This is a genomic window from Microbacterium mangrovi (assembly GCF_000802305.1).
Taxonomy (GTDB): Bacteria; Actinomycetota; Actinomycetes; order Actinomycetales; family Microbacteriaceae; genus Microbacterium; species Microbacterium mangrovi.
In genome coordinates, this window is the sequence record NZ_JTDK01000001.1 from 171225 (window position 1) to 194349 (window position 23125).

Below are 23125 nucleotides of genomic sequence, written 5' to 3' on the forward strand. Positions count from 1 at the left end.
GTAAACGTGGAGGGGGGCTCACGTGTCGATGAGAGCGCAGGCGCTGCAGGCGGCTGTCGAGCGGTTGAGGTCAGGCTGGTCGATCGATGTGGTCGGTCGCCGGTTCGCCGGAAGAACACACTTCCTGCGCGGGGTGGCCGCGGCGCTCGAGAATGAGGCGTGGCGCGTGCTCTGGGTGCCGGGGAATGCCGCGGTGCAGTCGTCCGGCCCGGCGGCGCTCGACCTCGCCGGCCTGATGGACGGGCAGACACGCGGCCGATCCGCCTTGCGCACCGCCTTCGACGGGGTGCTGAACATGGCCGAGAACAAGCGGTTCGTCGCCATCATCGACGATTGGGACACCATGGACGAGGCGAGCGCGGGAGTTCTCCTCGCCGCTCAGCAACGGGCGAACTTCCCGATCGCGCGATCGAGCCTGCGGCGATGGACCCCGGCATCCTCCGCGGAGACGTCGCCCCGTGCACCGCACTCGTTCCTCGTGGATCTGCAGCCGATGCGCATCGATGAGCTCGAGCGAGTACTCACCACCTATCTGGAAGGACCGGTCGACAGCCCGACCCTCGCCCGCGTGCTCGCGAAGTCGGGCGGGGTCGTGGGTCTGGCCGTCAGCATCGTCGACGCCTGCCGTGCCGAAGGCATCCTCCAGAAGGAGGACGGGGTGTGGATCGCGAAAGAGGCGCTCTGGACGCCCACCCTGACGCGGATCGCCGAGGCCTACCTCGCCGATGTCGGCCCCGCCGAGCTGGACGCCCTCGAACTGCTGTCCATGGCCAGCGAGATCGAACTCCGCGCCGCCGTGCAACTGGTCGGCTGGGAGCCGATCGAGCGGCTCGAAGACAAGGCCCTCGTGCGGATCCACTCCGTCGGGGCGCGACAGCTGGTCGCGGTGATCCCGCCGATGGTGACCGAATTCCTGCGTCGGGAGGTCCATGAGACCAGACGTGCCCGCCTCGCCGGGCTGCTGACACAGATCCCGGGCCTTGACCCGGCCGCCGATCAGTTCGACGACGACCCCGCCTGGCGGCAGTCCGACGGCGTCTTCGTGCGCGCGATGGGCGAGCACATGCGGGCGAAGCGGAGCGCCGCGCGGGCGGAGTGGGTGAACAACCCGACGACGCTGACCTCACTCCGGTATCTCCGGGTGCTCAACGAGGAACACGCCGACCCGCGGGAGATCGTCGCGGTGTTCGATGAGACCGACGCCGCCAGCGGAGACCCGTCCAGCAGAGCGCAGCTGCAGGTGCTGCGCGCCTGGTGGATCGCGTCGTTCGACGACGACCTCGATGCGGCGCTCGCCCACCTGGAGGAGTCCCGGAGCGGCCTGGGCCGCTTCGAGCGTCTGATGGATGCCGCGACGGTCGATCTGCTCTCGAACTTCCGTGCGGTGCCGGAAGACGCCGAAGAACTGCTGCGCATCGACGCCGACCTGCCGCAGGCGGTCAAGGACAAGCTCAATGAGTCCATGCTGGCGACCTACGTGAGCTGGGGGCGCTTCGATCTCGCACGGATCGTCCTCCCCGAGATCTCCGAAGGATTCACCGGGACGTACGTGCCCGGCTTCCTCCGGGGACTGGTCGCCCTGTTCGACGGCGAGCCGGGCGAGGCCCTCGACCTCGCGTACTCGTCGATCGAGACGGCGCGGGAGGCGCTCGACGGGCGGTCGCTGCGGTCGTTCACCTACCTGGGCGCCCTCGCCCTCATCCTCAGCGGCCGCTACGCGGAGGCACGGACCCTGATCGACCTCGCGCTGTCGCTCGGCAAGCCTCCGCTGGTGCCGCAGATCATGCACATGGCGATCCTCAGTGCGGGGGGCCTGCTCGCGCGGCGTCGCGGGGATGACGAGACCGCGACTGTGATGCTCGCGCAGAGACGCCGTATCGGGATCGATCAGGCCGGAATGCTTCCGCTGACCGAGTGGCCGGAAGCGCAGAAGGCCGTCAACGCCGACGAAGACGATGCGGCGGGTGCGATGCTGTGGCGCAGCGGCGTCCAGCAATGGTCGAACGGGGCGCGTCTTCGCGGGGTGCTCGACATGTTCGGTTCGCTCGAGCTGGCCTTCAGCGAAGAGCGGCTGCGGGAGCTCACGCGCTACGTCAGTTCCCTCCGGTCTCGGATGTTCTCGGTGCAGCTCGACTACGCGGTCGCGGTCGCGTCCGGTGAAGAGGCCGCCCTTCTCGATGCCGTTCCGGCGCTGACCGACGTCGGCACGCCCGGACGCGCCTATGCGGCCTTGAAACTGGTCCAGAAGATGCGGACGGGCGAAGTCGAGGAAGATCTGAAGAACGACCTGCAGCAGATCGCCACCGACCTGCGGCTCTCGCCCTCGCTGTCGGACGTGATGAACTTCCGGCAGTCCGCGCCCCGCCTGAGCAGGCGCGAGATCGAGATCGCCGAGCTGGCAGCGCACGGCCTCTCCAACCAGCAGATCGCGCAGAGGTTCACCCTCAGCACGCGCACCGTCGAGAATCACATCCACCGGATCCTCCGCAAGACGGGTCTCGACCGCCGCGAGGCGCTGCGCGAATACATGCGGGCCGGCAACCTGCGCTAGCAACCGCGGACGACGACGAAGGACCGGCCGACCAGCAGCAGATCGTCCGCACTCGTCGTCCGCACCGCCCGAAGAGGACGAGGCGCGGCCGGACGCACTCTCGAGATGAGCCGGACGGGCCGTCGCTGTTCGGCGTCGGGCCGGAACTCGTGGCGGATGGGGCCCCGTCCGAAGACGCGCGCACCGGGCGCGAACGACACCGCCCATCGCCTCCCGGCAAGGCGTGCGGGGGCGCGCCCCGTGCGGGGGCCGATGCGTGCCGGGTGGCCGAGACTGCAGATCAATTCGTGGACGTCGCGGGCCAGTCCGACGTCCTCGATGGAGACGGTCACCTGGCCGCAGGCGTCGACCGTGCCGGCCACGTCGATGACACCGGAGAGGAGCTCGCGCCGCTGACGCGTGGAGCTTCGCAGATATCGGACGGGGATGTTCCCTGATCCGTCGACACCCAGGAGGACGGATGCGCGTCCGCCCTCGGGCGGGTCGGAGCCCAGCCACGTCCCCATGGGATAGGGCGCCACCGGCAAGGTCGCGTCGTCCAGCACGAGCCCGGGCGTCGGAGCGAGTGAGTGGTTGCTCACGCCGTGCACGCTCAGGGTCTTGAGGATGTCCGTCGTCGACCTCGTGCTGCTATGGAGGCCGGGCGCTGCCCGGTGCTCCCTTGCGCTTTCGGACAGCAGACGATCGGCCAGCGTCTCGGTCGTCCACGGGTGCAGGGCGCCCACGACGGTCCGCTCTCCGGTCGAGAAGGCCAGCTCGAAGCAGAGCCCGTCGCGGGCGGTGTCCGAGACCTCGGTGATCGCCACCGGCGCGCCCGACCCGCCGAAGACGAGGTCGCCGACCGAGAGGCTCCCGAGCAGCGCGTACCCGTGGGGTGTGGGAACAACCGTCGCCCGGTCCAGTCCTTTGTGAGCGGTCATACCCCGAAACTATTGAGCGGCGTGGGCACCGAACGCGATTCCGGCGAGAGATGAGTGGTCGGCGCCCGGAATTGAGTGCGAAACGCGCGAAACCGGGGAGAGGGGTGGCGGCGGGAGTCGCGGTCCGCGTGTCCCCGGACGGGCAATCCCTGCCCGCTGCACGAAAAAGCGCGAACACTACTCAAATCGGGCATTTCGGTACTCAATGGTGCGGATCCGATACTCAACAACACGGATGCGGGCGTCGCAGGAGGCGCCCGGATGCTGTCCTGGAAGGGCCGGTCGGAGAGCGAACCGGCCCTGGGGACGAACGGAGTGCGCGGATGGAATCCCGCCCTGACGCGATCGACGGTGCCATGACCGGGCGGGTCGATCCGCCCACGGGCGTCTCGCAACTGGCTGAGATCCTCGCCGCGCGCGACCTCGCGCCCGTCGTGAACACGCTCGACGACGCCGACAGTCCCCGCGTCAACTGGCGGTGGGTGGTCGGCATCGCGCTGGGCGTGGCGGTGCTCGCGCTCGCCGCGTCGATCATCCTGACGCAGAACGTGTCGCCGTTCATCCGGACGGCCGGATGCGACCTCATGGCCGGCTCGTCCTCGTGCATCGTCACGGAGTGACGCGCTTCCCCGGTTTTGCCGGATCGGTACTCAAAAAGCCGAAAACACCGCTCAACTCCGCCGAATTCGCGTTCTGGGGCGTCGAACCGGTGTGACCGTCGACTGGTGTGTGCGGGCCGCACGGCTCATGGATGCATGCACGCCATTCACTGCAAAGGAATCATGAAATGAAGGAAAAGACCCGCACGCGGCTGCGCGTCGCCGGCACCGCTGCGGCACTGGTCGCCGGATCCGTCGCACTCGCCGCCCCCGCGATGGCGGCCACCGCGTTCCCCGGCTACAACGTCGCGGACAGCAAGGTGGACGCGTCGCCCGGTGACCAGGTGACGCTGCACTGGAGCTACTGGAACGCCGGGAGCTCGGACATCTCCGGGATCACCGGCGGACAGGCCGTGTTCCACGCGCCCAAGGGAACGAGCTTCGTGACCCAGAGCTCGGTCAAGACCGAGTACGCGAAGAACGGAGGCATCCTGACCCCCGCCGCGCAGAACCTCTCCGGCTGCACGCTGTCCGACGCGAACGCGACGCTGACGTGTCAGGTTCCCGGCGGCTGGAACTGGCCCGCCGACGTCATCTTCCGCTTCGACCCGAAGGTCGTCGTGGCGGATGACGCGGCCGCCGGCACGTATAGCGCGGCGGCGGACGTGACGCTCACCGCCGCGGGCGGCACGTACACGATCGACGACGGCACGCTCGACGTCAACATCATCGCCGCGGCGGGCGCTCCCGTCGTCGAGCCGGGCGGCCTCGCGGTCGCCGGTGGTGCGGCCGCTGTCGCCGCCGCGGGGATCGGCACGATGTTCGTCGTCCGCCGGCGCAAGCAGCCCCAGGCGGACTGAGCCACTGACTGCGCCACGGCGGAGCGTCCCATCGGCCGATGCACGCTCCGCCGCGGCGCCCACAGAAAGGAATCCCAGATGTACGGCAACCTGCCAGGCGCGAGCGTCGCCACCGGAGGCGTCGTCGCATCCGCCGGATACCCGGCGGTAGGCTTCGCGATCGCGGGGCTCGCGGCGGTGATCGCCGCCGCGCTGATCCTGCGGACGAAGCTGCTGCTGCGGAGCACCGAGCACCGGTCGCACGACGGCTGAGCCCCCGGTCGTGGCGCGGGCGAGCCGACCCCGCGCCACGACGGTTCCCGACCACGAACCACCCGGGTGCTCCGCCGGAGCGCCACCACCTCGACCACCCCTCAAGGATCCGATCCGTGTTTCTCGTCTTCAGCGCCCTCTCGACTGCGCTCGTCGTGTCGTTCTGCGCGTACGTCGCGTCGATCCTGATCCCGTTCCTGCGCCGACCCACGCAGCCCCCCGGTGATGCCGCCGACTTCGACTGGCACATCTTCGTGCCATGCCGTGACGAGGAGGCTGTCATCGAGACGACCATGGGACGCCTGCGCGAGACCTTTCCTGACGCGCACGTCTGGGTGATCGACGACGACAGCGACGATGCGACGGGCCGTCTCGTCGCCGAGCGAACCGTGTGCGACCCGCACGTCCACCTCGTGCAGCGCCGGCGCCCGGACGCGCGCACCGGCAAGGGTGATGCGCTCAATGCCGCGTACGCCGCCCTCGACGAATACCTGCCCGCGGACACCGACCGCTCGGCGGTCATCGTGTGCGTCGTGGATGCCGACGGCGAGCTCGCCCCGAACGCCCTCGCACAGGTCGCAGGCAGAGACGTGTTCGCCGACCCGAAGGTCGGCGCGGCGCAGATCACCGTGTGGATGAAGAACCGCAACGACCGCAACCCCCTCCCGCACCGGGGGCGCTTCGTCAATCTGTGCGCGAGGTACCTCATCCGGATGCAGGACATCGAGTTCCGGACGATGATCGCGGCGATGCAGTCGCTGCGGGAGCGGACGCGCACCGTCGGCCTCGGCGGCAACGGCCAGTTCACGCGCCTGAGCACGCTGGACGAGATCGAGCACCGCTACGGCGAGCCGTGGCACGGATCCCTCCTCGAAGACTATGAGCTGGGCGTCCATGTGCTGCTGGCCGGATACGAGAACCGGCACGTGCACGACACCCATGTGAGCCAGGAGGCGCTGGTGAACTTCCGGCGGTTCACGACCCAGCGCACGCGGTGGTCTCAGGGCAACATCCAGTGCGCCCGCTACATCAAGGACATCGTGATGTCGCGGCACTTCGACAACGTGGGCGTACTCGAGAGCTCCTACTACCTGGTCCTTCCGTTCATCCAGGTCGTCGGCTTCATCACCTGGATCTTCCTGCTCGCGGCGACCGTCGTCGGATTCGCCCAGGTGCCGGACGCCGCCGGCCACTGGCTCGTCGCGAACTGGGCCGCGCTGCCCATGCTCCTGGTCTTCGGCATCGGGCCGTTCTTCATCTGGGGGCCGATCTACCGCCGGCAGTGCGAACCCGATCGGCCCTTCTGGGCGGGCATCCTTTGGGGGATCGGGATGTGGCTGTTCGTCTTCTATCTCTACGTCTCCCTGTCGCGCGCGTTCTTCCGGGTGATCACCGGGCGCAACGGCTGGGCCAAGACACGACGCAATGCCGAGATGCACTCCATCGGCGTCGTCGCGAAGGAGGCGTGATGACCGCGCAGCCCATCACCCGGCGGGCGGCCCGGATGCGGCAGCCGCGCTGGCTCACCGGCGGGCGCGTCCTGCGCTTGCTCGGTGCGACGGCGACGATCGTCGTCGTCGGCGTTCTGCTCGCCCACGAACGCGCGACGCGTGCGGCAGAGGCGTGGCTCGCGGAGGGCTGGCTCGATCGGACCGTGCCGCACGGGGTCGAACTCTGGGGTGAGCGCCTGATCCTCCAGCTGCCCGAGCCCACCCACCAGGGTCTGCCCGCCCGGGTCGCCCTGGAGATCACCGCGCAGTGCGCGTCGTACGTCGCCGTTGTCCCGCTGCTGGTGCTGTTCGCCCTCATCCTGGGCCTGACGCGCGTGAGCTGGGCCCGGTGGGGTGCGGCGGCCCTGATCGGGGTCGCCGGAATGCTCCTGACCAACCAGATCCGACTGTGGATGATCGCGGCGAGCACGGCAGCGTGGGGGATGGATCCCGGCTACACGCTGAGCCACGGATTCGTCGGCTCCGCGTTCGGGATCATCGGCTTCGCGGCGTTCGCCGTGCTGTCCCTGGCGCTCCTCGACCCCCGGCTGATCGGACGGGGTCGCCGCACGCGGCGGGAGCACGCCCATGACTGACCCCGTCACCCGCGCCCGAGGCCCGAGGAGGACGAGCCGCGTCGAGAACCGATCGGGCCGCGTGTGGCCGGCGATCCGGCTCAACGCCGCATTGTCGCTCAGCGAGACGGCCGCCGTGCTCGTCGGCGCCACGGCCCTGTGGCTCAATCCGACCGGGGCGACGCTCGCTCACCCCGACTCGGTGGGCGTGACCGAGTTCCTGCTCGCGACCGGTCTGCTGCTCGGCATCCGCGGCGTGAGCGTCACGTCCGCGCCGCCGCCCCGCTGGGACACCGTCGCGGGCATCCGGCTTCCGCACGGCGAGACGGTCGCCTACCAGGCGATCCGCGACGTCGCGATGGTCGTCCTCGCCGCCGTGGCGATGCTTTCCGACTCGTACTTCTTCCAGTGGGTCATGGCGTTCGGCGTCATGTTCTGGGCGACGCTCGGATCGGTCGAGCTGCTCCTCTCCGTCTTCGTCCGGCGCAATTCCGCAGGAATCGCGATGCGGGCTCTGACCGTGGTCGCGGGGCTCATCGGCCTCGTCCTCCTGCAGGGGGTTCACCAGTGGAGCCCCGCGCTTCTCGGTTCGGTCGCGATCCTGGTGCTCGCCTCGGCCTGTCTCGGACTCGTTCTGTCGTTCTGGTTCCTCGTCGTCGTGCGTGCGCCGCGAAGGGGGTCGAATGCGACCTGACCGCGCCCCGCGCCGCACCCGCCCCACGATCCAGGAGACCGATTCCGCATGAAGAAGCTGATGCCCGTCTACGGCACGCGCCCCGAAGCCATCAAGATGGCCCCGCTCGTGAGGTCGTTCGCGGCCGATCCGGAATTCACCGTCGCGACGGTCGTCACCGGGCAGCACCGCGACATGCTGGACCAGGTCAACAGGCAGTTCGGGATCCGGCCGTGCGAGGACCTCGACATCATGACGGCCCGCCAGTCACCGGCCGACGTCATCGCGCGCACGATCGAGGGGCTCGATCGCACCATCGCCCGGCACGCGCCCGACGCCGTGATCGTGCAGGGAGACACGACTTCCGCCATGGCGGCGGCGCTGGCGGCGTTCAACCGGCGGGTGCCGGTCGTGCACGTCGAGGCCGGGCTGCGCTCCGGCGACCTGCACAGCCCGTTCCCCGAAGAGGGGAACCGTCGCGTGATCGGGCAGATCGCGAGTCTCCATCTCGCACCCACGCCGCGCGCGAAGAAGCACCTGATCGAGTCCGGGATCCCCGACGCGGCGATCGCGACGACCGGGAACACCGTGGTCGACGCCCTCGAGCTGATCCTCGAGTCCACCCGTCCGCAGTTCACCGACGCCCGCGTGGCCGCGATCTTCGGCGCGCCGCGCCCGACCGTGCTGGTCACGGCGCACCGGCGGGAGAACCACGGAGCGCCGATGCGGCGCATCGGCCGCGCGCTGGTCACCCTGGCCGCGCGATTTCCCGATCACGACTTCCTGCTGCCTGCGCACCCGCACCCGGCCGTCGCGGAGTCCCTCCTGCCCGAGGTGATCGGCATCCGGAACCTCGTCGTCACCAGCCCCCTGTCGTACGCCGAGATGGCGCACGTGATGGCCCGGGTCGACCTGGTCATGACCGATTCCGGCGGCGTCCAGGAGGAGGCCCCGGCGCTCGGCAAGCCGGTCCTGGTGCTGCGCGAGAACACGGAGCGCCCCGAAGGGGTGGAGGCGGGCACCGTCCGTCTCGTCGGGACCGATCCGCATCGCATCATCGAGGAGGTGTCGACCCTGCTCACCGACGCCGTCGCGTACGAGCGGATGGCGCGGGCGGTCAACCCGTACGGCGACGGCCGCGCCGCCGAACGGACGACCGCCGCCGTCCGCGCCTTCTTCGGGCTCGGACCGCAGATGCCCGACTTCGCTCCGCGCACCGTCGTCGGCGCGGGCGCCTCATCGTGACCTGCTGACGGCGGAGTCGGCCGCGCCGCGCCGCTGCTTGTGCCAGATCCCCGGCCAAACGTCAAGCACCTGTGCGGGAGGCTCAGAGGATGCCGATACTGACGGCGTCGTCGCAAGACGATGCCCGAAGGAGGTAACCCATGTCACCCGCAGCAACAACCGCGCTCATCGTGGTGATCGTGCTCGTCGTGATCATCCTGGCGGTGATTCTCGTGATGATCGGCACCCGCCGGCGCCGCGACGCCGCACACCGGGAGAAGGCCGCGCAGCTGCGTGACGCGTCCCGGGATGCGCAGCTCACAGCCCAGCAGCACGAGGTGGATGCCACCCGGGCCGAGGCCGCGGCCAAGCAGGCCGAGATCGACGCTGCCCGGATGCGCGAGCAGGCGACCGAGCGTCGCTCCGCGTCGGAGGAGGCCCAGGCCGAGGCCGCTCGCCAGAACGAGCGCGCGGCGCGAATCGATCCCGACGTGGACACCCGTGCCGGGCGGCGGGCCGCGAACGATCCCGCCACCCAGGGCGGGGCATCCACCCCGGGTGCGCCCACGCGCGATCCCGGCGCCGCACCGGCACCGACGGCCGACCCGGCCGCACGGCCCGTTCCGCCGCCCGCCGACCCCGACGCCGCACCCCACAACTGAGGGGCCGGCGTCCGCCGCTCGAGGTCAGCCCGCGGCGCTGACCTCGAGCTGCCCGTCCCGGACCCGTGTGCGCAAGACGTGCTGCGGACTCGTCGCGGGGCCATGGACGACCGCGCCGTCGGTCAGGGAGAACTCGCTGCCGTGCCACGGGCAGGTGACGCAGGGACCGGCATCCGGCTCGTCGACGAGGTCGCCGTCGCTCAGCGGCCCCGCGAGGTGCGAGCATTCGTCGGCGATCGCCCACACCCGGTCGCCCACGCGGTAGACCAGGACGGGAACGGCATCCACGATGCGGCGGGTCATCCGGCGGTCCGGCACCTCGTCGATGGGTCCGACCGCGTACCACTCGTCGGGCAGCACGAACGGGACCCGCTCATCGTGGTTCGATCCGACCGCCTGCCGGTAGGCGAGGTGACCGCCCAGGAACCCGCCGGCGGTGGCGCTCGCCAGCCCGAGCTCGGCGAGGAGCGTCGCACTCACCCGCCGTCCGCGCACCCGCTGCACGAAGGATGCCGCGAAGAACCCCACCGCCATCGTGTTGGACGCCCAGTGCACGAGGCCCACGCGTTGCTGCTGCTGATGGGTCTTCGCCCAGTCGAGGATCCCGGCGGCCGCGGCCGGCAGGGCCGCCGCGGTGCCGACGCCGGCGAGCACCGTGCTCGGCAGACGCCCGCCCGGCACATGATCGAGGATCACCGTCGACAGCCACGCTCCGAGCGGCACCTGGACGAGCAGCGGGTGCGCGGGGTGGCCGATGGGGACGCCGTGCAGCAGGTCGCGGAACGCACCGGCCGGGACGAACCGGTTCACCGCGCCGCTCACGGGGCCGGCGACCCGGTCGAGCACCTCCGCGTTCTCGATCCGATCCATGACGCGTGTGACGGCCCGGCCGAGGCGGCGGGGAGCCGATTGTGCGAGAGAAGTCATAGCCGGACGGTAAGGATGCCGTGCGCTCGCCGGCCACCGGGTTGACACAGCCGGATCGAATGGTCAAGGCGTGACGGGGACGACACTCGGACGCCCGGGGCATCCCGGCCGTCCGAGTGGATCGGGGCCCGACGGTCAGCGGCCGCGCGCCGCTCCGGCGATGCCCGGAAGCACCTGCGTGCCCTCCTTCTGCACGGCGGTCAGCTCACGGGGGTCCAGGCCCAGCAGCGACAGCACGGTGGGCGCCACCTGGGTGGTCTCCACAGGGGCGGACTCGACGTGCGCGGCGATGTGCGGGCCGGCGACGAGCATCAGCACGTGCCGGTCGCCCGGGTTCATGCCGCCGTGCTCGGCGAGCTTGGTCGGTCCCGCGTAGACGACGCCCTCCTGCACCTTGCCGAAGACGTCCGGGTGGTGCCCGTCATCCACCGGCGTTCCGAAGAATGCGGCGGCATCCGCCCCGGCCCAGATCTCCGCCAGACCGGAGTGCTGCACGGTGACCGGCTGCTTGTTCACGTCGAGGCCCTGGGCGGTGTGGTCCCACAGGTAGGTCTTGACGAAGTCGGCGGCCGCCTGCGAGGTGTCCGACAGGTACGACTGCCACAGGTCGTCGTCGGTGCCGGCGACGATCAGGCTGGGGTTGCCGGGGTGCGTCTGCGCCCAGGCGGCGTTGATCGCGCTGACGATGGGGCCGTCCTTGATCGTCACGAGCTTGTTCGGGTCCTGCGGCGACTGCCCGTGCTTGGCGGTGACGATGATCGTGGTCGAGCCCGTGAGGCCCGCCCGGTGGATGCCGGACACCATGCGGCCGAGCTGCGCGTCGACGTAGTCCAGGGCGCTGGAGAGCACCGGACCGGGAACGAGCTCGCCGTCCACCCACGCGTACCCGCCGGCCTGCGGCGCGCTCGTGGTGTAGCTGCCGTCGGCCTTCTTGATGAGGGTGGTCGGGGTCGAGCGGATCTTCTGGGCGACCGAGACCGTCTGGAAGTTCATGCCGAAGATCGCCGGGGTGCCGACCTCGGTCGCGCCGGAGTGGTCGCGGCCGGCGATCTCGTTCAGGACCGCCTGCACCTTGTAGCCGTCGTACTGCTTGGTGGCCGCGTCGATGTGCGCCCAGTCGTCGTCCTGCGGGTACGGGACGCCGTCGGGCATGACGGCCTGCGAGTCGATCTCGGGCGCGAAGAGGTCGTCGATGCTCCGGCCGTCGGAGCCGGGACCGTTGAAGGAGGCGTACACCGCGTGCTTGTCCGACCAGGCGGTGCGCAGGCCCGCGGCGTGCGCGACCTGGAAGAGCGTGTTGTCGCCGAGGTAGTCCCAGGGGGTGATCGGCCGGCAGGTCGCGGGGTCCACGGGGAACGTCGCCGGGTCGAGCGACGTCTTCGGGTCGAAGGTCAGCTTCATGATCGCGGCCGGGTTCGTGTCGGCGCCGTTCGCGAAGACCGACCCGTTCTCGTCGAACGACGGGAACGTGCTCGTCGAGGTGCTGATGAGGTCGGGAACGCTCGCGAGCGCGTCGTCGGGGGAGTCGTAGATCACGTCGCCGCCGGTGGCCTTCCGGCCGGGAGTGCAGGCGGCTCCCGCCTCGTCGACGGTGTGGCTGTACTCGACGTCGTAGTAGACGCCGGTGGTCTTCGGGTTGCCGCCGGTCATGATGGCCGTGCCGCCCGGGTCGGAGTCCGACGGGTTGGCGGACAGCGCATTCGTGTACTCGCGGCCGTGGCGGGTCAGGCGCGCGAGCGTCGAGTGCGGATGCCGGGCGACGTACCAGTCCAGGTCGCTCTGGTGCATCCCGTCGATCGAGATCAGCAGGACGTGCGACGACCGGCGGACGGTGGGCCGGTGGACGGCGGCCGTCGCGCTGCCGACTCCGCCGGCGAAGGCCGCGGCGACCAGAGCCGCGATGCTCGTGGCGGTGACGATCGCCCGAGTCCTCGTCTTTGCGCTCATTCGGGGTTCTCCCTCTCGGTACGGGTGACGGCGTCGCTGGTGGCGCCTGGGGGGATCACTCGCACACCCTGCCCAACCTGGTGAGTGGACGTGAACACCGGCGGACGCGCGGGTGACGGGCCGACGAATCGGGGCTGGTTCTCCACCGGTGCTTTCCGAGGTGTTTGCTGGGTGTCCCGTGCGGTGGTCGTCTGGTATTCGCCGCCGCACGGGTCTACCTTGAATCTCGGTTCTGGGGTCGCCAGACCGGCACCCCACGTGCTTGGGGAAGGTGGACAGACATGTTCCAGAGACGAGTCGTTCTTCTCGCCGCAGCGACGACGGCCGGGTTGGTCCTGGCCGGTATCGGCGGAGCGGGTGCGTATGCCGCACCGCCGTCGCCGCCGCCGACCGGCTATGTCGCACAGGCGACTCCCACCGTCACGGCGACCCTCGTCGGAACGACGCGGCTGGACTTCGGCGGCATGGCCGGCGGCGGTTCGGCGGTCAGCGGTTCGACGAAGCTGCCGGCGACGATCCCGGCGAGCAGGATGCCGCACACGCCCGACGTGGGTGACAAGGCATCCGCCACGACGGCCAAGCACGCCTCCGTGTCGCGGGTCGGGATGAAGGCGAATCCGATCAACCCGACGGTCGCCGGGCAGCCGGTCGCCGGCGCGACGGCGAACCTCTCGGCGAGCGTCGCCGGACTGAACGCCTTCGACCAGGGCATCACCCACCCCGTCTACGACAGCTCGGGGCATCCGCTGTCGCTTCCCGGCGTGGACATCGAGCCGCCGGATCAGGGCGTGTGCGCCGGCAACGGGTACGTCATGGAGATCAACAACGTGGTCGCACGCGTGTTCTCCGCGAACCTCACCGGCGGCACCAAGGCGGCGCCGATCGAGAGCCTGTTCAAGACCCCGGAGGTCTTCGGCGCCGCCGGCGACGGCAGCTTCTCCATCCAGGGTGACCCGCGCTGCTTCTACGACGCGCAGTCCGGCCGCTGGTTCGCGAGCCAGCTGTGGCTCGACGAGAACGACGCGACCGGCTACGGCTGGGCGGGGACGTTCGTGGCGGTGAGTACGTCCGGCGACCCGAACGGCACCTGGAACGACTACTTCGTCCCGGACGCCTACAACGCCACGGGGACCTCGACCTGCAACAACCTGCCGCCGACGGACCCCTCCGCGAACCCGTGCCTCGGCGACCAGCCGCTGCTCGGCGTCGACGGGGCATCCGTGCAGATCTCGACCAACGAATACTCCGTGTTCCGCTCGAACCCGGCTGCCCAGGCAGGGCTGTACTTCCTGAGCAAGGCGGCGATGGTGGCGGGAGCGAAGTCGGTGTCGACGCTGTTCTCGGCGGTCGGTGCGACGGTCGCGGCGCCGGGAGCGGGGCCCTGGTACTCCCTGACGCCGGCCCAGGCGCCCGACGGGCGCTACTCGACCGCGAACGGCGGGACATCCTATGCGCTGAGCGCGCTGGACTTCGTGAACGCGGGGGACAACCGCATCGCGGAGTGGGCGTACACGAACACGAGCGCGGTCGATCACGGCGGCTCGGTGAAGATCTTCGAGACGACGCTCTCGTCGGGGCAGTATGCGGCCCCGCCCCTGCCGACCGTCGCGCAGAAGACGGGCTCCGTGCCGCTCGCGCTCGTGTGGAACAGGCTCAACGGCGCGAAGAAGAACTCGCCGCTCCCCGAGGGCGGGATCGCGACGAACGACGACCGGATGGGATCGGTCACGGTCGACCCCAGCACGGGCGCCCTGCTCGGTGCGCTGAACACCGGGGTGAACCAGCCGCGAACAGGTTCCACGGCGCTCGTCCAGGGCGGCATCGCGTACTTCGTCACGACGCCGGTCTGGGGTGCGACGGGACTCGTGCCCGGCAGCGTCACCACCGGGTACATCGCCCCGGCGGGGGCGAACGCCGTCTATCCGGGCGTGGCGGTCGCGGCATCCGGCGCGGGCGTCATCGGCTACACGCTGACCGGCAGCGCGTACTATCCGAGCCAGGCGTACACGGTCATCCGCAGCGGTGACCAGGTCGGGAGCGTCGTGCACGTCGCCCGGTCCGGCGTCGGTCCGCAGGACGGATTCAGCGAGTACCAGGACATCGGCACCGGGCTGTACTCGCCGCGCTGGGGCGACTACGGCGCCGCCGTCGCCCACGGCAGCACGATCACCTTCGCGGGCGAGATGATCGGCCAGTCCTGCACGAGCACGCAGTTCGCGTCGGACTTCACGTGCGGCGGGACGCGGGATCTGTTCGCGAACTGGGGGACCGGGGTCAGCACCCTGTCGGTGCCGTAGATCGGGACGGCGACGGGCCTGCGCTCTCGTGAGTGCGGCCCGTCGCCGTCGCGTCATCCGCCGAGGTACAGTTCGCCGACGGGGACCGGCGTCGTCAGCACGTTGCCGGGTTGCGCGAGCGGGCACGCCCAGGCGGGGTCGTAGGCACAGGACGGGTTGTAGGCGAAGTTGAAGTCGATCACGATCGTGCCGGCTTCAGCGTCGAGCCCGAGGTCGGCGCCCTTGATGGTGTCGATCAGGTAGCGTCCGCCGCCGTAGGTGCCGCCGGGTCTTCCGGCGAGGGCGTCGCGCACGGGGATGAAGATCCCGCCGCCGTAGGACGCCAGGCGCCAGACGTCGAGGGAACCGACCTCCGGCAGGTCCACCCGGCCGATCCGCTCGAAGGGGACGATGCCGTCCGTGCCGGTGGCGAACTCGAAGCCTCCCGGTTCGGCCGGGAGGATCGGGGTCTCGAAGCGCCACTGCGGGTCGTACGGCGCGACGGCGAGCCCGCGGAACCCGGCCCGGTCCTGCGCGAGCAGGGGAGTGGCGGGATGCCGCCCCATCAGGTCGTCCCGGCCTGCCCGCCACAGGTCGTGCGCGGCTTCGGGGCTGCGCGCCTCACGAACCCTCGCGTAAAGGGCGAACACGCGCCGCCGCCAGTCGGCGACCTCGAGGGCGGTGCGGGCAGACGGTGGTGTCATCGGGCCAGGCTACGCGCACGTGGTCGGTCGGGGTCAGCCGTCGTGGTGCTCGCCGTGATCGGCGCGGGTGTACTTGCCGGGCCGCTCGGAGGGATCGTGGAGCTGGGGGTTCTCCTCGGTCGAGACATAGTCTCCGACGCCGGCCTCCTCGTCGGTCGTCCGCTCGGTGCGGGTGTACTCGCCGGCGACCCGCCGCACCTCGGGGCCTTCGCCGTCGACCTCGGTGTACTTGCCAACGAGGTGGTCTCGCACCTCGTCGTCGGACGCCGCCGACGTCGGCTGCTCTTCGGGCTCTTCGCGGTGCTCGGATTCAGACATCATCACTCCCTCGCTCGTGGGCTTGGTCGTCGCCTCGCATCGACGTCTCGGCCCCACCCTACGCCCGCGTGTGCCCGTGCCGGCCGGTTGCCGGGATCCTCCTCAGTTCGTCGACAGCGAGGCGACGCACGGCGCGGTGCCGGTGATGTCGACGACCACGGCGAGGTGCTCGATCGTGCCCGCGCGGTCTTTGCCCTGCACCTCATAGACCCAGTAGCCGTCGTCGGTGCCGCTCGCCGGCTTCGCGCCGACGGTTCGCACGGCTGTGAACGGCAGGTAGCTCGGCTTCTTCACTCCGGCCTCCCAGCCGAACCAGTCGCCGTGACCGCAGATCCCGGTGGCGTAGCGGTCGTTCGCCGCGTAGCCGCGCGCGAACGACTGAGCGAGCGTCATCCAGGCGCGGTGAACGTCGGTCGCACGCGTGGCCGGCGTCGTGGCGGTGATCGTGCTGGCCACCCGCGTTCCGCCGGCCGTCGCCGGTCGCTGATCCTGCAGCAGGCCGACGGTGAAGCAGGAGATCAGCAGAGTGACGGCCAGGGATGCCCCGGCGATCGCCCAGGCGAGGCGCTCGCGTCGTCGGTGACGGGAGAGGGGATCAGCTCGCAGGTCGGAGCGGGTCGGTGGCATGCGACCATCCTGCGTCCACCGGATCGGCGTTGCCTGGATCCGGGCTGGATGCCCGGTGTCGGTTGACAACGCGTCCTTCGCATCACACAATAAATGTCACGACATGCATGTCGTAACATCTATTGGAGGAGTCATGAACCCTGTGAAGCGCGTTTCGGTGATCAGCACCGGGAGCGTCCGCATCCGTCCGGAGCACGTCGAGTCGAACGGCACCCCGCTGATGTGGTGGTTGAACACGTCGCGCCGCTGGACCGACCCGCGGCCGATCAACGTGTACGTGATCGAGCACGAGAAGGGCCTCGTGCTGTTCGACACCGGGCAGGATCGCCGCTCGGTCACCGAACCCGCGTACTTTCCCGGCGGATTCGTCGGGCGCAGCTACCGGCGCCTGGCGACGTTCGACATCCCGGAAGACGCCACCCTCACCGCGCAGCTGAGCGCCCGCGGGTACGACATCGCCGACGTGCGCGTCGCGATCCTGTCGCACCTCCACCAGGATCACATCGGGGGCCTGCGCGAACTCCCCGACTCGGCGCAGGTCCTGGTGGACGGCGGCGAGCTCGCCTCGGTCGACCGGCGGTTCGCCGTGCTCGACGGGCTGATGCGCGACCACATCCGGCTGCCGGGCATCGTCTGGGTGGCGGTCGACCCGCAGCCCGTCCGCGACGACACCATCGCGCCGTTCACGCACGCGCACGACGTGATGGGCGACGGGTCGCTCCTGCTGCTGCCCACGCCGGGCCACACGCCCGGATCGACCTCCCTGCTCCTGCGCAGCGGGGGGATGCCGCCCATGCTGTTCGTCGGAGACCTCACCTACGACGCGGAGCTTCTGGCCGCCGATCGGGTTCCCGGCGTCGGCAACCGCACGGCGCTGCACGCGACGAGCCGGCGGGTCAATGAGCTGGTGGCGCGATACCCTGGCATGCCTGTTCTTGCAGCGCACGACCCGGCCGCCGCCGGTGTTCTCGCGGAGGCGCTGCTGCAGCACGAGGAGTGATCGGTGAGAACTGCGGAAGAGCTTCGGTATCTGATCCTCGCCGCACAGCGCGAGGGCAACCGCCGGCTGGCTGCGGCCCTGGCACCGATCGGTCTCACCCCGGCGCAGTCCGAGGCGCTGCGCATCATCGAAGACCACGGCCCGCTCGCCCTGAACCAGCTCGGCGACATGCTGGTCTGCGACAGCGGCACGAGTCCGAGCCGGATCGTGGATCGGCTGGTCGTCGCCGGTCTTGTGCAGCGCTCGCCCGGGGAGCACGATCGGCGCCAGGTGCGGCTCACCATCACGCCGCAGGGCGAGTCCCGGGCGGCTCACGTGCGGGCCATCGAAGATGAGCTCTCCGATGCGATCGACGGCGCACTCGACGGCGTCGACACCGAGATGCTCGTGCGGTTCCTTCGTGGTGTGACGCAGGGCTCGCCCGCGGGCAACGCCCTGGACCGCCGGCTCGCCGCCGAGGAGTCCGCGACCTGATCACGCACGAACAGTTGCGCGCGCCGCGCGCAAGGGGTCGGTGCGTCAGTTCGTCTGGATGTGCGAACCCGGGCGAGCGGAGTGTCGGGTCTTGGCGGGACGCACTCGAACGTCGTTGACGCCGTGTTCACGTTGCCACCATGCTGGCCGAGCGCAAAGCGGCGCAGAGAGAGGAGTCGGCGTGAGCGACACATCACGTCTCAAGAGCAACGCCGTCGGGCTCGGCGGAGCGGTCATCATGTCCGCCGCCCTGATGGGCCCGGCGGTTTCCGTGTACTTCAACCCTCAGGTGGTGGCGGGCGGCGCCGGAGCGGCGATGCCGTTCACGTTCCTCGTGGCCATGGTGATCATGCTCATCGTCGCCGGCAGCATCTCGGAGATGGCGCGGGCCCTTCCGAGCGCGGGCTCCTTCTACACCTACGTGGCCAACGGGATCGGCCCGAAGAGCGGGTTCGTCACCGGTGGGCTGATGTTCGTCGCGTACGCCCTGCTCGTCCCCGCCGAACTCGCGCTGATCGGCTACTACACGACCGACCTGCTCGCGGGGTACGGCATCCACATCTCCTGGGTCGTGGTCTCGGCCCTGTTCACCGTGCTCATGGTCATCCTGTCGCTGCGCGGCATCTCCGGATCGCTGCGCACCGCCGCGACGCTCTTCACCATCGAGGTGGCGATCATCGTGCTGCTCAGCATCATCGTGCTCGCCAAGGGCGGTGCGGACGGCATCACGTTCGCTCCGCTCAGCCCGGCGTCCTCGCCCACGGGCCTGGCCGGCATCGCGATGGGCCTGACCTTCGGCATCCTCTCGTTCGTGGGATTCGAGGCGGCGACGACCCTCGGCGAGGAGGTGCGCAAGCCGCACCGCAACGTGCCGCGCGCCATCATCCTGTCGCTGGTGTTCGTCGGTCTCATCTACCTGTTCTGCACGTTCGCGGAGATGAACGGGTTCGGGGTCGACAACGTCGACAAGCTCACCAGCGACGGCGCGCCGTTCACCACCCTCGCCAAGATGTACGCCCCGTGGATGCAGATCCTCGTCGGTCTGGCCGGCATCTCGTCGATCTTCGCCGTGACCATGAACACCAACAACGGCGTGGTGCGCATCATCTTCGCGATGGGCCGGGAAGGCCTCCTCCCCAAGCCCCTGAGCAAGGTGCACCCGGAGCACAAGACGCCGACCGTGGCGATCTGGTTCGTGGCCGCCGTGTCGGTGGTGCTCACCTTCGGTGTCGGCCTCATCACCGGCCCGTTCAACGCCTACGTCGACCTCGGTTCGATCCTCACCCTCGCGATCATCCCGGTGTACATCCTCACCGCGGTCGCCTGCATCCGGCACTTCTCGCGGACGCGCCGCGCGGAGCGGAACGTCTTCAAGCACATCGTCATCCCGGTGCTCGGCATCCTGGTGCTGATCATCCCGATCGTCGGCCAGGTGTACCCGGCGCCGGCGATGCCGCTGACGCTGTTCCCCTACCTGGTGCTGCTGTTCATCGTCGTGATGTCGGTGATCGCGTGGCGCATCGGCAAGACGCACCCCGAGACGCTCCGGCGCGCCGGCACCGTGATGGCGGCCGGCGAGACCGAAGAGGAACTCGCCGAGGCCGACGCGCGACAGGCCGACAAGATCGACGAGCTCGGCTGATGGGCGGCCTCGACCTATCGACGGCGGAACGGCTGGTCGAGGCCGCCGTCGCGCACGCCCGGACCCTCGACGTGCAGATCAGCGCGGCGGTGGTGGATGCCGGCGGCCATCTCGTCGCCTTCGCCCGTATGGACGGCGCCGAGGTGGCCGGTCCCACCCTCGCCGTCGACAAGGCCTACACCGCCGTCGCGCAGAGCACCCCGACCGATGAGCTGGCGGTGCTCTGCGCTCCCGGCGGCCCGCTGTTCGGGCTGCAGGCGAACGGCGGCGGACGCTACGTGATCTTCGGCGGCGGCATCCCGCTTCGGGAGAACGGTGCGGACGGCGGGCGCATCGTCGGAGGAGTGGGCGTCAGCGGAGCGGCCGTGGAGGATGACACGGCCTGCGCCCGCGCGGCCGTCGCGGCTTTCGCGCGATCACCCACCGGTGTTCCGCTGTCCTGAATGACGGCGATCGGTTCGGTCCAGGACAGCGGAACACGCGACCGACGACGCATCCACGCCTTCCCCCGACGGCAGCCGTCAACATGCGCTTGGTTCAGGGGGCGGCGACCAGGGCTTGGGGTGCGGCCTGTTTCGTCCGGGTTCTGATCCACTGCAACTGGACCGTGGTCTGCTTCTGGCAGGTCTGTGCCGCGTCGAGCAGTTCGCGGTCGGGGAGGGCCTGGGCGACCTGGGTGATGATCGTCCAGGTCGTGTCGACCATGGTGGCGAGCAGGAACAGGTCCTGGAGGTCGCGGAGCAGTCCGAGGGGCCCCGTCCGCGCCGCATCGAGGCCGCCGTGGTGGAGCTGCTCCGGTTCGTCATCGGCCGGTGCGGTTCCGTACCGGTCGAGCGCGGGCCGCAGGCGTTCGACGTGGTCGTCGCACTGGTCGGCGAGGGAGAGGCAGAGGAAGTGGATGTCGGGCTCGTCGCCGTGCCCGCGGGCGACCTCGCGGAACGATCGGGCGAGCGTGCGCTCGGCCTCGAGCAGCAGCGTCAGATACACCGGGAGTTTCATCGCGCAGGTCCGATGTGGTCGATCCGGACGGCGGCGGTCTTGAACACGGGTTGTTTGGAGACCGGGTCCCATTCGGTGATGGTGAGTTCGTTCGCAGCGGTCGGATGCCGTTCTTCGGCGCCTTCCGGGGCGTCCCAGTAGCCGTAGTGGAAGGGGGCGAACACCGTGCCGGCGGCGATGTCGGCGACTCGGAGCGGTGCCACGATGCGTCCGCGTCGAGAGCGGACCTCGACGAGCTCGCCGTCCTCGAATCCGTGGGCTTCGGCATCCGTCGGGGAGATCTCGACCCAGACCGCGGGGGCGGCATCCGCGAGCTCCGGGGCGCGACCGGTCTTCGTCCGGGTGTGGAAGTGGTAGACGGATCGCCCGGTGGTGAACCGGAAGGGGTATGCGTCGTCGGGTGGTTCGTGCGGGCCGGCGTACGGCGCCGCCTTCAGCAGTGCGCGGCCGTCCGGTCGGAGGGCTGTGAACGCCTGCTCGCCGACGCTCGCCCCGGTGAGCAGGTCGTGCCCGTACGTCTCGCAGTCGTCGACGTGCGTCGGGAAGACGGCGTCGGCGTAGAGGCGGTCGACGCTCTGCTCCTCGCCCTCCCGGCGTGGCCAGCGCACGCCGCTGTGCGATCGCAGGTCGTCGTAGGAGATGCCGGTGTAGTCGCACGGCCGCCCGCGGGAGCACTCCTGCCACGCGCGGTATACGTCTTCGGGGCCGTCCCACGGCAGAAGCTCGCGGCCGTCGTCGCGGCGGAAGTCCATCCTCCGTGCGTAGTCGAGGAAGATCGCGAGGTCGGAGCGTGCCTGGCCGGGCGGATCCACGGCCTTCTCGGACAGGTGCACGGTGCGGGTGGCGTTCGTGAACGTGCCGGTCTTCTCACCCCACCCCGCCGCGGGCAGCACCACGTCCGCCAGCTCCGCGGTCTCGGTCAGATAGAGGTCCTGCACCACGACGAAGGCTCCGGATGCGCGGAGGATGTCGCGGATGCGGGCCAGCTGCGGCATCGACACCGCCGGGTTCGTGGCCGAGATCCAGAGGAACCGGATCGATCCCTGCTCCACGTAGCGGAACAACTGCAGGGCGTGCGTCGGATCCGCCCAGTGCGGGATCTTCAGCGGATCCACGCCCCACAGCGCGGCGAGTTCCGCGACGTGGTCCGGGTTCTCCCAGTTGCGGAATCCCGGCAGGTCGCCGTCGGCGCCGCACTCCCGGTTGTTCTGCGCGGTCGGCTGGCCGTTCATCTGCAGGATGCCGGCACCCGGCCTGCCGAGCATGCCTCGCAGCAGGTGGAGGTTGTTCACCTGACACGCGGATGCCGTCGCCTGCGACGACTGGTAGAAGCCCTGCAGCACGGTCGAGAGGACGCGCTCGGCCGTGCCGAAGATGCGCGCGGCGCGGCGGATGCCGTCGGCGTCCACCCCGCAGACCTCTGCAGCCCTCTCCGGCGTCCACTCCTCGGCATTCTCGCGCAACTCGTCGAGACCGAGCGTGTGGGCGGCGACATACGGCTCGTCGACCCAGTCGTTCTGCAGCACCTCGCGCACGAGGGCGAGCATGAGGGCGAGGTTCGTTCCCGGCCGCACCGCGAGGTGGACGTCCGCGACCCGGGCGACGGGCGTCTCCCGCGGGTCGACCACGACGATCCGGGGCGGGTTTGGGCCGGCGAGCCGGTCGAGCACCCGCGACCACAGCACGGTCTGGGTCGCGGCCATGTTGTGTCCGTACAAGAACAGGGCCTCGCACTCGTCGACGTCTTCGTAGCAGGCGGGCTGGCCGTCGGCGCCGAACGTCTCCTTCAAGGCCGAAGCGGCCGTGGCCGTGCACAGGCGAGTGTTGCCGTCCATGTGCGGGGTTCCGATCCCGGCCTTGCCCAGCACCGCGAGAGCGTAATACTCCTCGAGGAACAGCTGCCCGCTCGTGTAGAAGCCATGACTCAGCGGGCCCACCTCGTCCAGGAGCGCACGGCTGCGCCGGACGATCCGGCCCATCGCCTCGTCCCAGCTCGCCGGCACCAGCTCCCCGCCCTCACGGACCAGGGGAGTGGTCAGCCGGTCGGCGTTCCGCATCCCCTGCCAGCTCGCGTAGAGGCCCTTGGGGCCGAGCCGACCCCGGTTGATCGCGTCGTCCGCCCGTCCGCGGATGCCGACCATCCGGCCGTCCTTCACGGCGATGTCGCACCCGCATCCGCTGCTGCACAGAACGCACGCCGACCGCACCCATCTGTCGACGTCGTGCTCGCTGAGACCGTCGGCGAGCGCCGTGTCCACCCGGGTCGGCCACGGTTCGCCCCGGCCGAAGGGCTTTCGTCCACCCCAGATGTCGGCGGTCCGATCAGGCTGCGGCATCGTCTTCGTCACCATGTGCGCATCGTGCGGTGCGGCCGCGATGCCCGGGGAGGGCCTTGACAGTCGGCC

The 23125-nt window shown here is 70.2% G+C and carries 22 protein-coding genes; 14 read left to right on the plus strand and 8 right to left on the minus strand.

Annotated elements, in window-relative coordinates; translation table 11 throughout:
• Positions 1 to 28: 28 nt before the first annotated feature.
• On the plus strand, positions 29 to 2551 hold the full coding sequence (locus LK09_RS20440) for a helix-turn-helix transcriptional regulator (protein ID WP_231562924.1): 2523 nt from the start codon (positions 29 to 31) through the stop codon (positions 2549 to 2551).
• Here the strand turns inward: LK09_RS20440 and LK09_RS00830 are convergent.
• Positions 2548 to 3471: a hypothetical protein gene (locus LK09_RS00830; RefSeq protein ID WP_039394339.1), complete on the minus strand. Its 924-nt coding sequence runs from the start codon at positions 3469 to 3471 to the stop codon at positions 2548 to 2550. The two genes, LK09_RS20440 and LK09_RS00830, sit on opposite strands and share 4 nt — an antisense overlap.
• A 323-nt stretch (positions 3472 to 3794) precedes the next feature.
• Between LK09_RS00830 and LK09_RS00835 the strand changes: the two genes are divergently transcribed.
• The 8 genes from LK09_RS00835 to LK09_RS00865 all read left to right on the plus strand — a co-directional run bounded on the left by LK09_RS00835 (position 3795) and on the right by LK09_RS00865 (position 9806).
• Positions 3795 to 4091, plus strand: a complete 297-nt coding sequence (locus LK09_RS00835) for a hypothetical protein (RefSeq protein ID WP_039394342.1) — start codon at positions 3795 to 3797, stop codon at positions 4089 to 4091.
• Positions 4092 to 4258: 167 nt separating this feature from the next.
• The gene (locus LK09_RS00840; RefSeq protein WP_039394345.1) at positions 4259 to 4930 is read left to right on the plus strand and encodes a hypothetical protein; all 672 of its coding nucleotides are present in this window, start codon (positions 4259 to 4261) and stop codon (positions 4928 to 4930) included.
• 78 nt (positions 4931 to 5008) lie between these two features.
• Positions 5009 to 5182, plus strand: coding sequence for a hypothetical protein (locus LK09_RS21870; RefSeq protein WP_231562913.1), 174 nt, complete (start codon positions 5009 to 5011; stop codon positions 5180 to 5182).
• A 116-nt stretch (positions 5183 to 5298) separates the two neighbouring features.
• Positions 5299 to 6651 (plus strand): glycosyltransferase family 2 protein, encoded by a 1353-nt coding sequence (locus tag LK09_RS00845; protein WP_039394348.1) that lies wholly within the window; start codon positions 5299 to 5301, stop codon positions 6649 to 6651.
• On the plus strand, positions 6651 to 7268 hold the full coding sequence (locus LK09_RS00850) for an exosortase/archaeosortase family protein (RefSeq protein WP_039394351.1): 618 nt from the start codon (positions 6651 to 6653) through the stop codon (positions 7266 to 7268). Before LK09_RS00845 ends, LK09_RS00850 begins: the two co-directional genes overlap by 1 nt.
• Positions 7261 to 7941 (plus strand): hypothetical protein, encoded by a 681-nt coding sequence (locus LK09_RS00855; protein ID WP_156138591.1) that lies wholly within the window; start codon positions 7261 to 7263, stop codon positions 7939 to 7941. Before LK09_RS00850 ends, LK09_RS00855 begins: the two co-directional genes overlap by 8 nt.
• 48 nt (positions 7942 to 7989) lie before the next feature.
• Entirely contained in the window at positions 7990 to 9165 is a 1176-nt protein-coding gene (gene wecB / locus LK09_RS00860; RefSeq protein ID WP_039394356.1) for a non-hydrolyzing UDP-N-acetylglucosamine 2-epimerase, read from the plus strand.
• Positions 9166 to 9305: 140 nt separating this feature from the next.
• Positions 9306 to 9806, plus strand: coding sequence for a hypothetical protein (locus LK09_RS00865; RefSeq protein WP_052226247.1), 501 nt, complete (start codon positions 9306 to 9308; stop codon positions 9804 to 9806).
• 24 nt (positions 9807 to 9830) lie between these two features.
• Here the strand turns inward: LK09_RS00865 and LK09_RS00870 are convergent, their stop codons facing one another.
• Positions 9831 to 10733, minus strand: a complete 903-nt coding sequence (locus LK09_RS00870; protein ID WP_052226248.1) for a Rieske 2Fe-2S domain-containing protein — start codon at positions 10731 to 10733, stop codon at positions 9831 to 9833.
• Between the two features lie 135 nt (positions 10734 to 10868).
• On the minus strand, positions 10869 to 12680 hold the full coding sequence (locus tag LK09_RS00875) for an alkaline phosphatase family protein (protein ID WP_052226249.1): 1812 nt from the start codon (positions 12678 to 12680) through the stop codon (positions 10869 to 10871).
• Positions 12681 to 12961: 281 nt separating this feature from the next.
• On the opposite strand from LK09_RS00875, the gene LK09_RS00880 reads away from it, so the two are divergent.
• Positions 12962 to 14977 (plus strand): hypothetical protein, encoded by a 2016-nt coding sequence (locus LK09_RS00880; protein WP_156138592.1) that lies wholly within the window; start codon positions 12962 to 12964, stop codon positions 14975 to 14977.
• Positions 14978 to 15030: 53 nt separating this feature from the next.
• Here LK09_RS00880 and LK09_RS00885 read toward each other — a convergent pair whose 3' ends face one another.
• The 3 genes from LK09_RS00885 to LK09_RS00895 all read right to left on the minus strand — a co-directional run bounded on the left by LK09_RS00885 (position 15031) and on the right by LK09_RS00895 (position 16605).
• Positions 15031 to 15660, minus strand: coding sequence for a DUF1684 domain-containing protein (locus LK09_RS00885; protein ID WP_039394365.1), 630 nt, complete (start codon positions 15658 to 15660; stop codon positions 15031 to 15033).
• Positions 15661 to 15693: 33 nt separating this feature from the next.
• Positions 15694 to 15978, minus strand: a complete 285-nt coding sequence (locus LK09_RS00890) for a hypothetical protein (protein WP_156138593.1) — start codon at positions 15976 to 15978, stop codon at positions 15694 to 15696.
• A gap of 102 nt (positions 15979 to 16080) precedes the next feature.
• Positions 16081 to 16605 carry a hypothetical protein gene (locus tag LK09_RS00895; RefSeq protein WP_039394370.1) on the minus strand — a complete coding sequence of 175 codons (525 nt, stop codon included), beginning with the start codon at positions 16603 to 16605 and terminating at the stop codon, positions 16081 to 16083.
• Positions 16606 to 16738: 133 nt separating this feature from the next.
• Between LK09_RS00895 and LK09_RS00900 the strand changes: the two genes are divergently transcribed.
• The 4 genes from LK09_RS00900 (at position 16739) to LK09_RS00915 (ending at position 20164) form a co-directional block, all read left to right on the plus strand.
• On the plus strand, positions 16739 to 17605 hold the full coding sequence (locus tag LK09_RS00900) for an MBL fold metallo-hydrolase (RefSeq protein WP_039394373.1): 867 nt from the start codon (positions 16739 to 16741) through the stop codon (positions 17603 to 17605).
• 3 nt (positions 17606 to 17608) lie between these two features.
• Positions 17609 to 18079, plus strand: coding sequence for a MarR family winged helix-turn-helix transcriptional regulator (locus LK09_RS00905; protein ID WP_039394376.1), 471 nt, complete (start codon positions 17609 to 17611; stop codon positions 18077 to 18079).
• A gap of 181 nt (positions 18080 to 18260) precedes the next feature.
• On the plus strand, positions 18261 to 19721 hold the full coding sequence (locus tag LK09_RS00910; protein ID WP_039394379.1) for an APC family permease: 1461 nt from the start codon (positions 18261 to 18263) through the stop codon (positions 19719 to 19721).
• On the plus strand, positions 19721 to 20164 hold the full coding sequence (locus LK09_RS00915; protein ID WP_039394381.1) for a GlcG/HbpS family heme-binding protein: 444 nt from the start codon (positions 19721 to 19723) through the stop codon (positions 20162 to 20164). Before LK09_RS00910 ends, LK09_RS00915 begins: the two co-directional genes overlap by 1 nt.
• Positions 20165 to 20258: 94 nt before the next feature.
• Here the strand turns inward: LK09_RS00915 and LK09_RS00920 are convergent, their stop codons facing one another.
• Entirely contained in the window at positions 20259 to 20720 is a 462-nt protein-coding gene (locus LK09_RS00920) for a hypothetical protein (protein WP_039394386.1), read from the minus strand.
• Positions 20717 to 23071 (minus strand): molybdopterin oxidoreductase family protein, encoded by a 2355-nt coding sequence (locus LK09_RS00925; protein WP_231562914.1) that lies wholly within the window; start codon positions 23069 to 23071, stop codon positions 20717 to 20719. The genes LK09_RS00920 and LK09_RS00925 overlap by 4 nt, the downstream gene beginning before the upstream one ends.
• Positions 23072 to 23125 lie beyond the last annotated feature (54 nt).

What these genes read in the sequence shown, in the direction of transcription:
- wecB (WP_039394356.1), top strand. Translation starts at nt 7,990, where the DNA reads ATGAAGAAGCTGATGCCCGTCTACGGCACGCGCCCCGAAGCCATCAAG.
- LK09_RS00865 (WP_052226247.1), top strand. Translation starts at nt 9,306, where the DNA reads ATGTCACCCGCAGCAACAACCGCGCTCATCGTGGTGATCGTGCTCGTC.
- LK09_RS00880 (WP_156138592.1), top strand. Translation starts at nt 12,962, where the DNA reads ATGTTCCAGAGACGAGTCGTTCTTCTCGCCGCAGCGACGACGGCCGGG.
- LK09_RS00920 (WP_039394386.1), bottom strand. Translation starts at nt 20,720, where the DNA reads ATGAAACTCCCGGTGTATCTGACGCTGCTGCTCGAGGCCGAGCGCACG.
- LK09_RS00830 (WP_039394339.1), bottom strand. Translation starts at nt 3,471, where the DNA reads ATGACCGCTCACAAAGGACTGGACCGGGCGACGGTTGTTCCCACACCC.
- LK09_RS00850 (WP_039394351.1), top strand. Translation starts at nt 6,651, where the DNA reads ATGACCGCGCAGCCCATCACCCGGCGGGCGGCCCGGATGCGGCAGCCG.
- LK09_RS00875 (WP_052226249.1), bottom strand. Translation starts at nt 12,680, where the DNA reads ATGAGCGCAAAGACGAGGACTCGGGCGATCGTCACCGCCACGAGCATC.
- LK09_RS00870 (WP_052226248.1), bottom strand. Translation starts at nt 10,733, where the DNA reads ATGACTTCTCTCGCACAATCGGCTCCCCGCCGCCTCGGCCGGGCCGTC.
- LK09_RS00855 (WP_156138591.1), top strand. Translation starts at nt 7,261, where the DNA reads ATGACTGACCCCGTCACCCGCGCCCGAGGCCCGAGGAGGACGAGCCGC.
- LK09_RS00885 (WP_039394365.1), bottom strand. Translation starts at nt 15,660, where the DNA reads ATGACACCACCGTCTGCCCGCACCGCCCTCGAGGTCGCCGACTGGCGG.
- LK09_RS00840 (WP_039394345.1), top strand. Translation starts at nt 4,259, where the DNA reads ATGAAGGAAAAGACCCGCACGCGGCTGCGCGTCGCCGGCACCGCTGCG.
- LK09_RS00835 (WP_039394342.1), top strand. Translation starts at nt 3,795, where the DNA reads ATGGAATCCCGCCCTGACGCGATCGACGGTGCCATGACCGGGCGGGTC.
- LK09_RS00890 (WP_156138593.1), bottom strand. Translation starts at nt 15,978, where the DNA reads ATGTCTGAATCCGAGCACCGCGAAGAGCCCGAAGAGCAGCCGACGTCG.
- LK09_RS00925 (WP_231562914.1), bottom strand. Translation starts at nt 23,071, where the DNA reads ATGGTGACGAAGACGATGCCGCAGCCTGATCGGACCGCCGACATCTGG.
- LK09_RS00900 (WP_039394373.1), top strand. Translation starts at nt 16,739, where the DNA reads ATGAACCCTGTGAAGCGCGTTTCGGTGATCAGCACCGGGAGCGTCCGC.
- LK09_RS20440 (WP_231562924.1), top strand. Translation starts at nt 29, where the DNA reads ATGAGAGCGCAGGCGCTGCAGGCGGCTGTCGAGCGGTTGAGGTCAGGC.
- LK09_RS00915 (WP_039394381.1), top strand. Translation starts at nt 19,721, where the DNA reads ATGGGCGGCCTCGACCTATCGACGGCGGAACGGCTGGTCGAGGCCGCC.
- LK09_RS21870 (WP_231562913.1), top strand. Translation starts at nt 5,009, where the DNA reads ATGTACGGCAACCTGCCAGGCGCGAGCGTCGCCACCGGAGGCGTCGTC.
- LK09_RS00895 (WP_039394370.1), bottom strand. Translation starts at nt 16,605, where the DNA reads ATGCCACCGACCCGCTCCGACCTGCGAGCTGATCCCCTCTCCCGTCAC.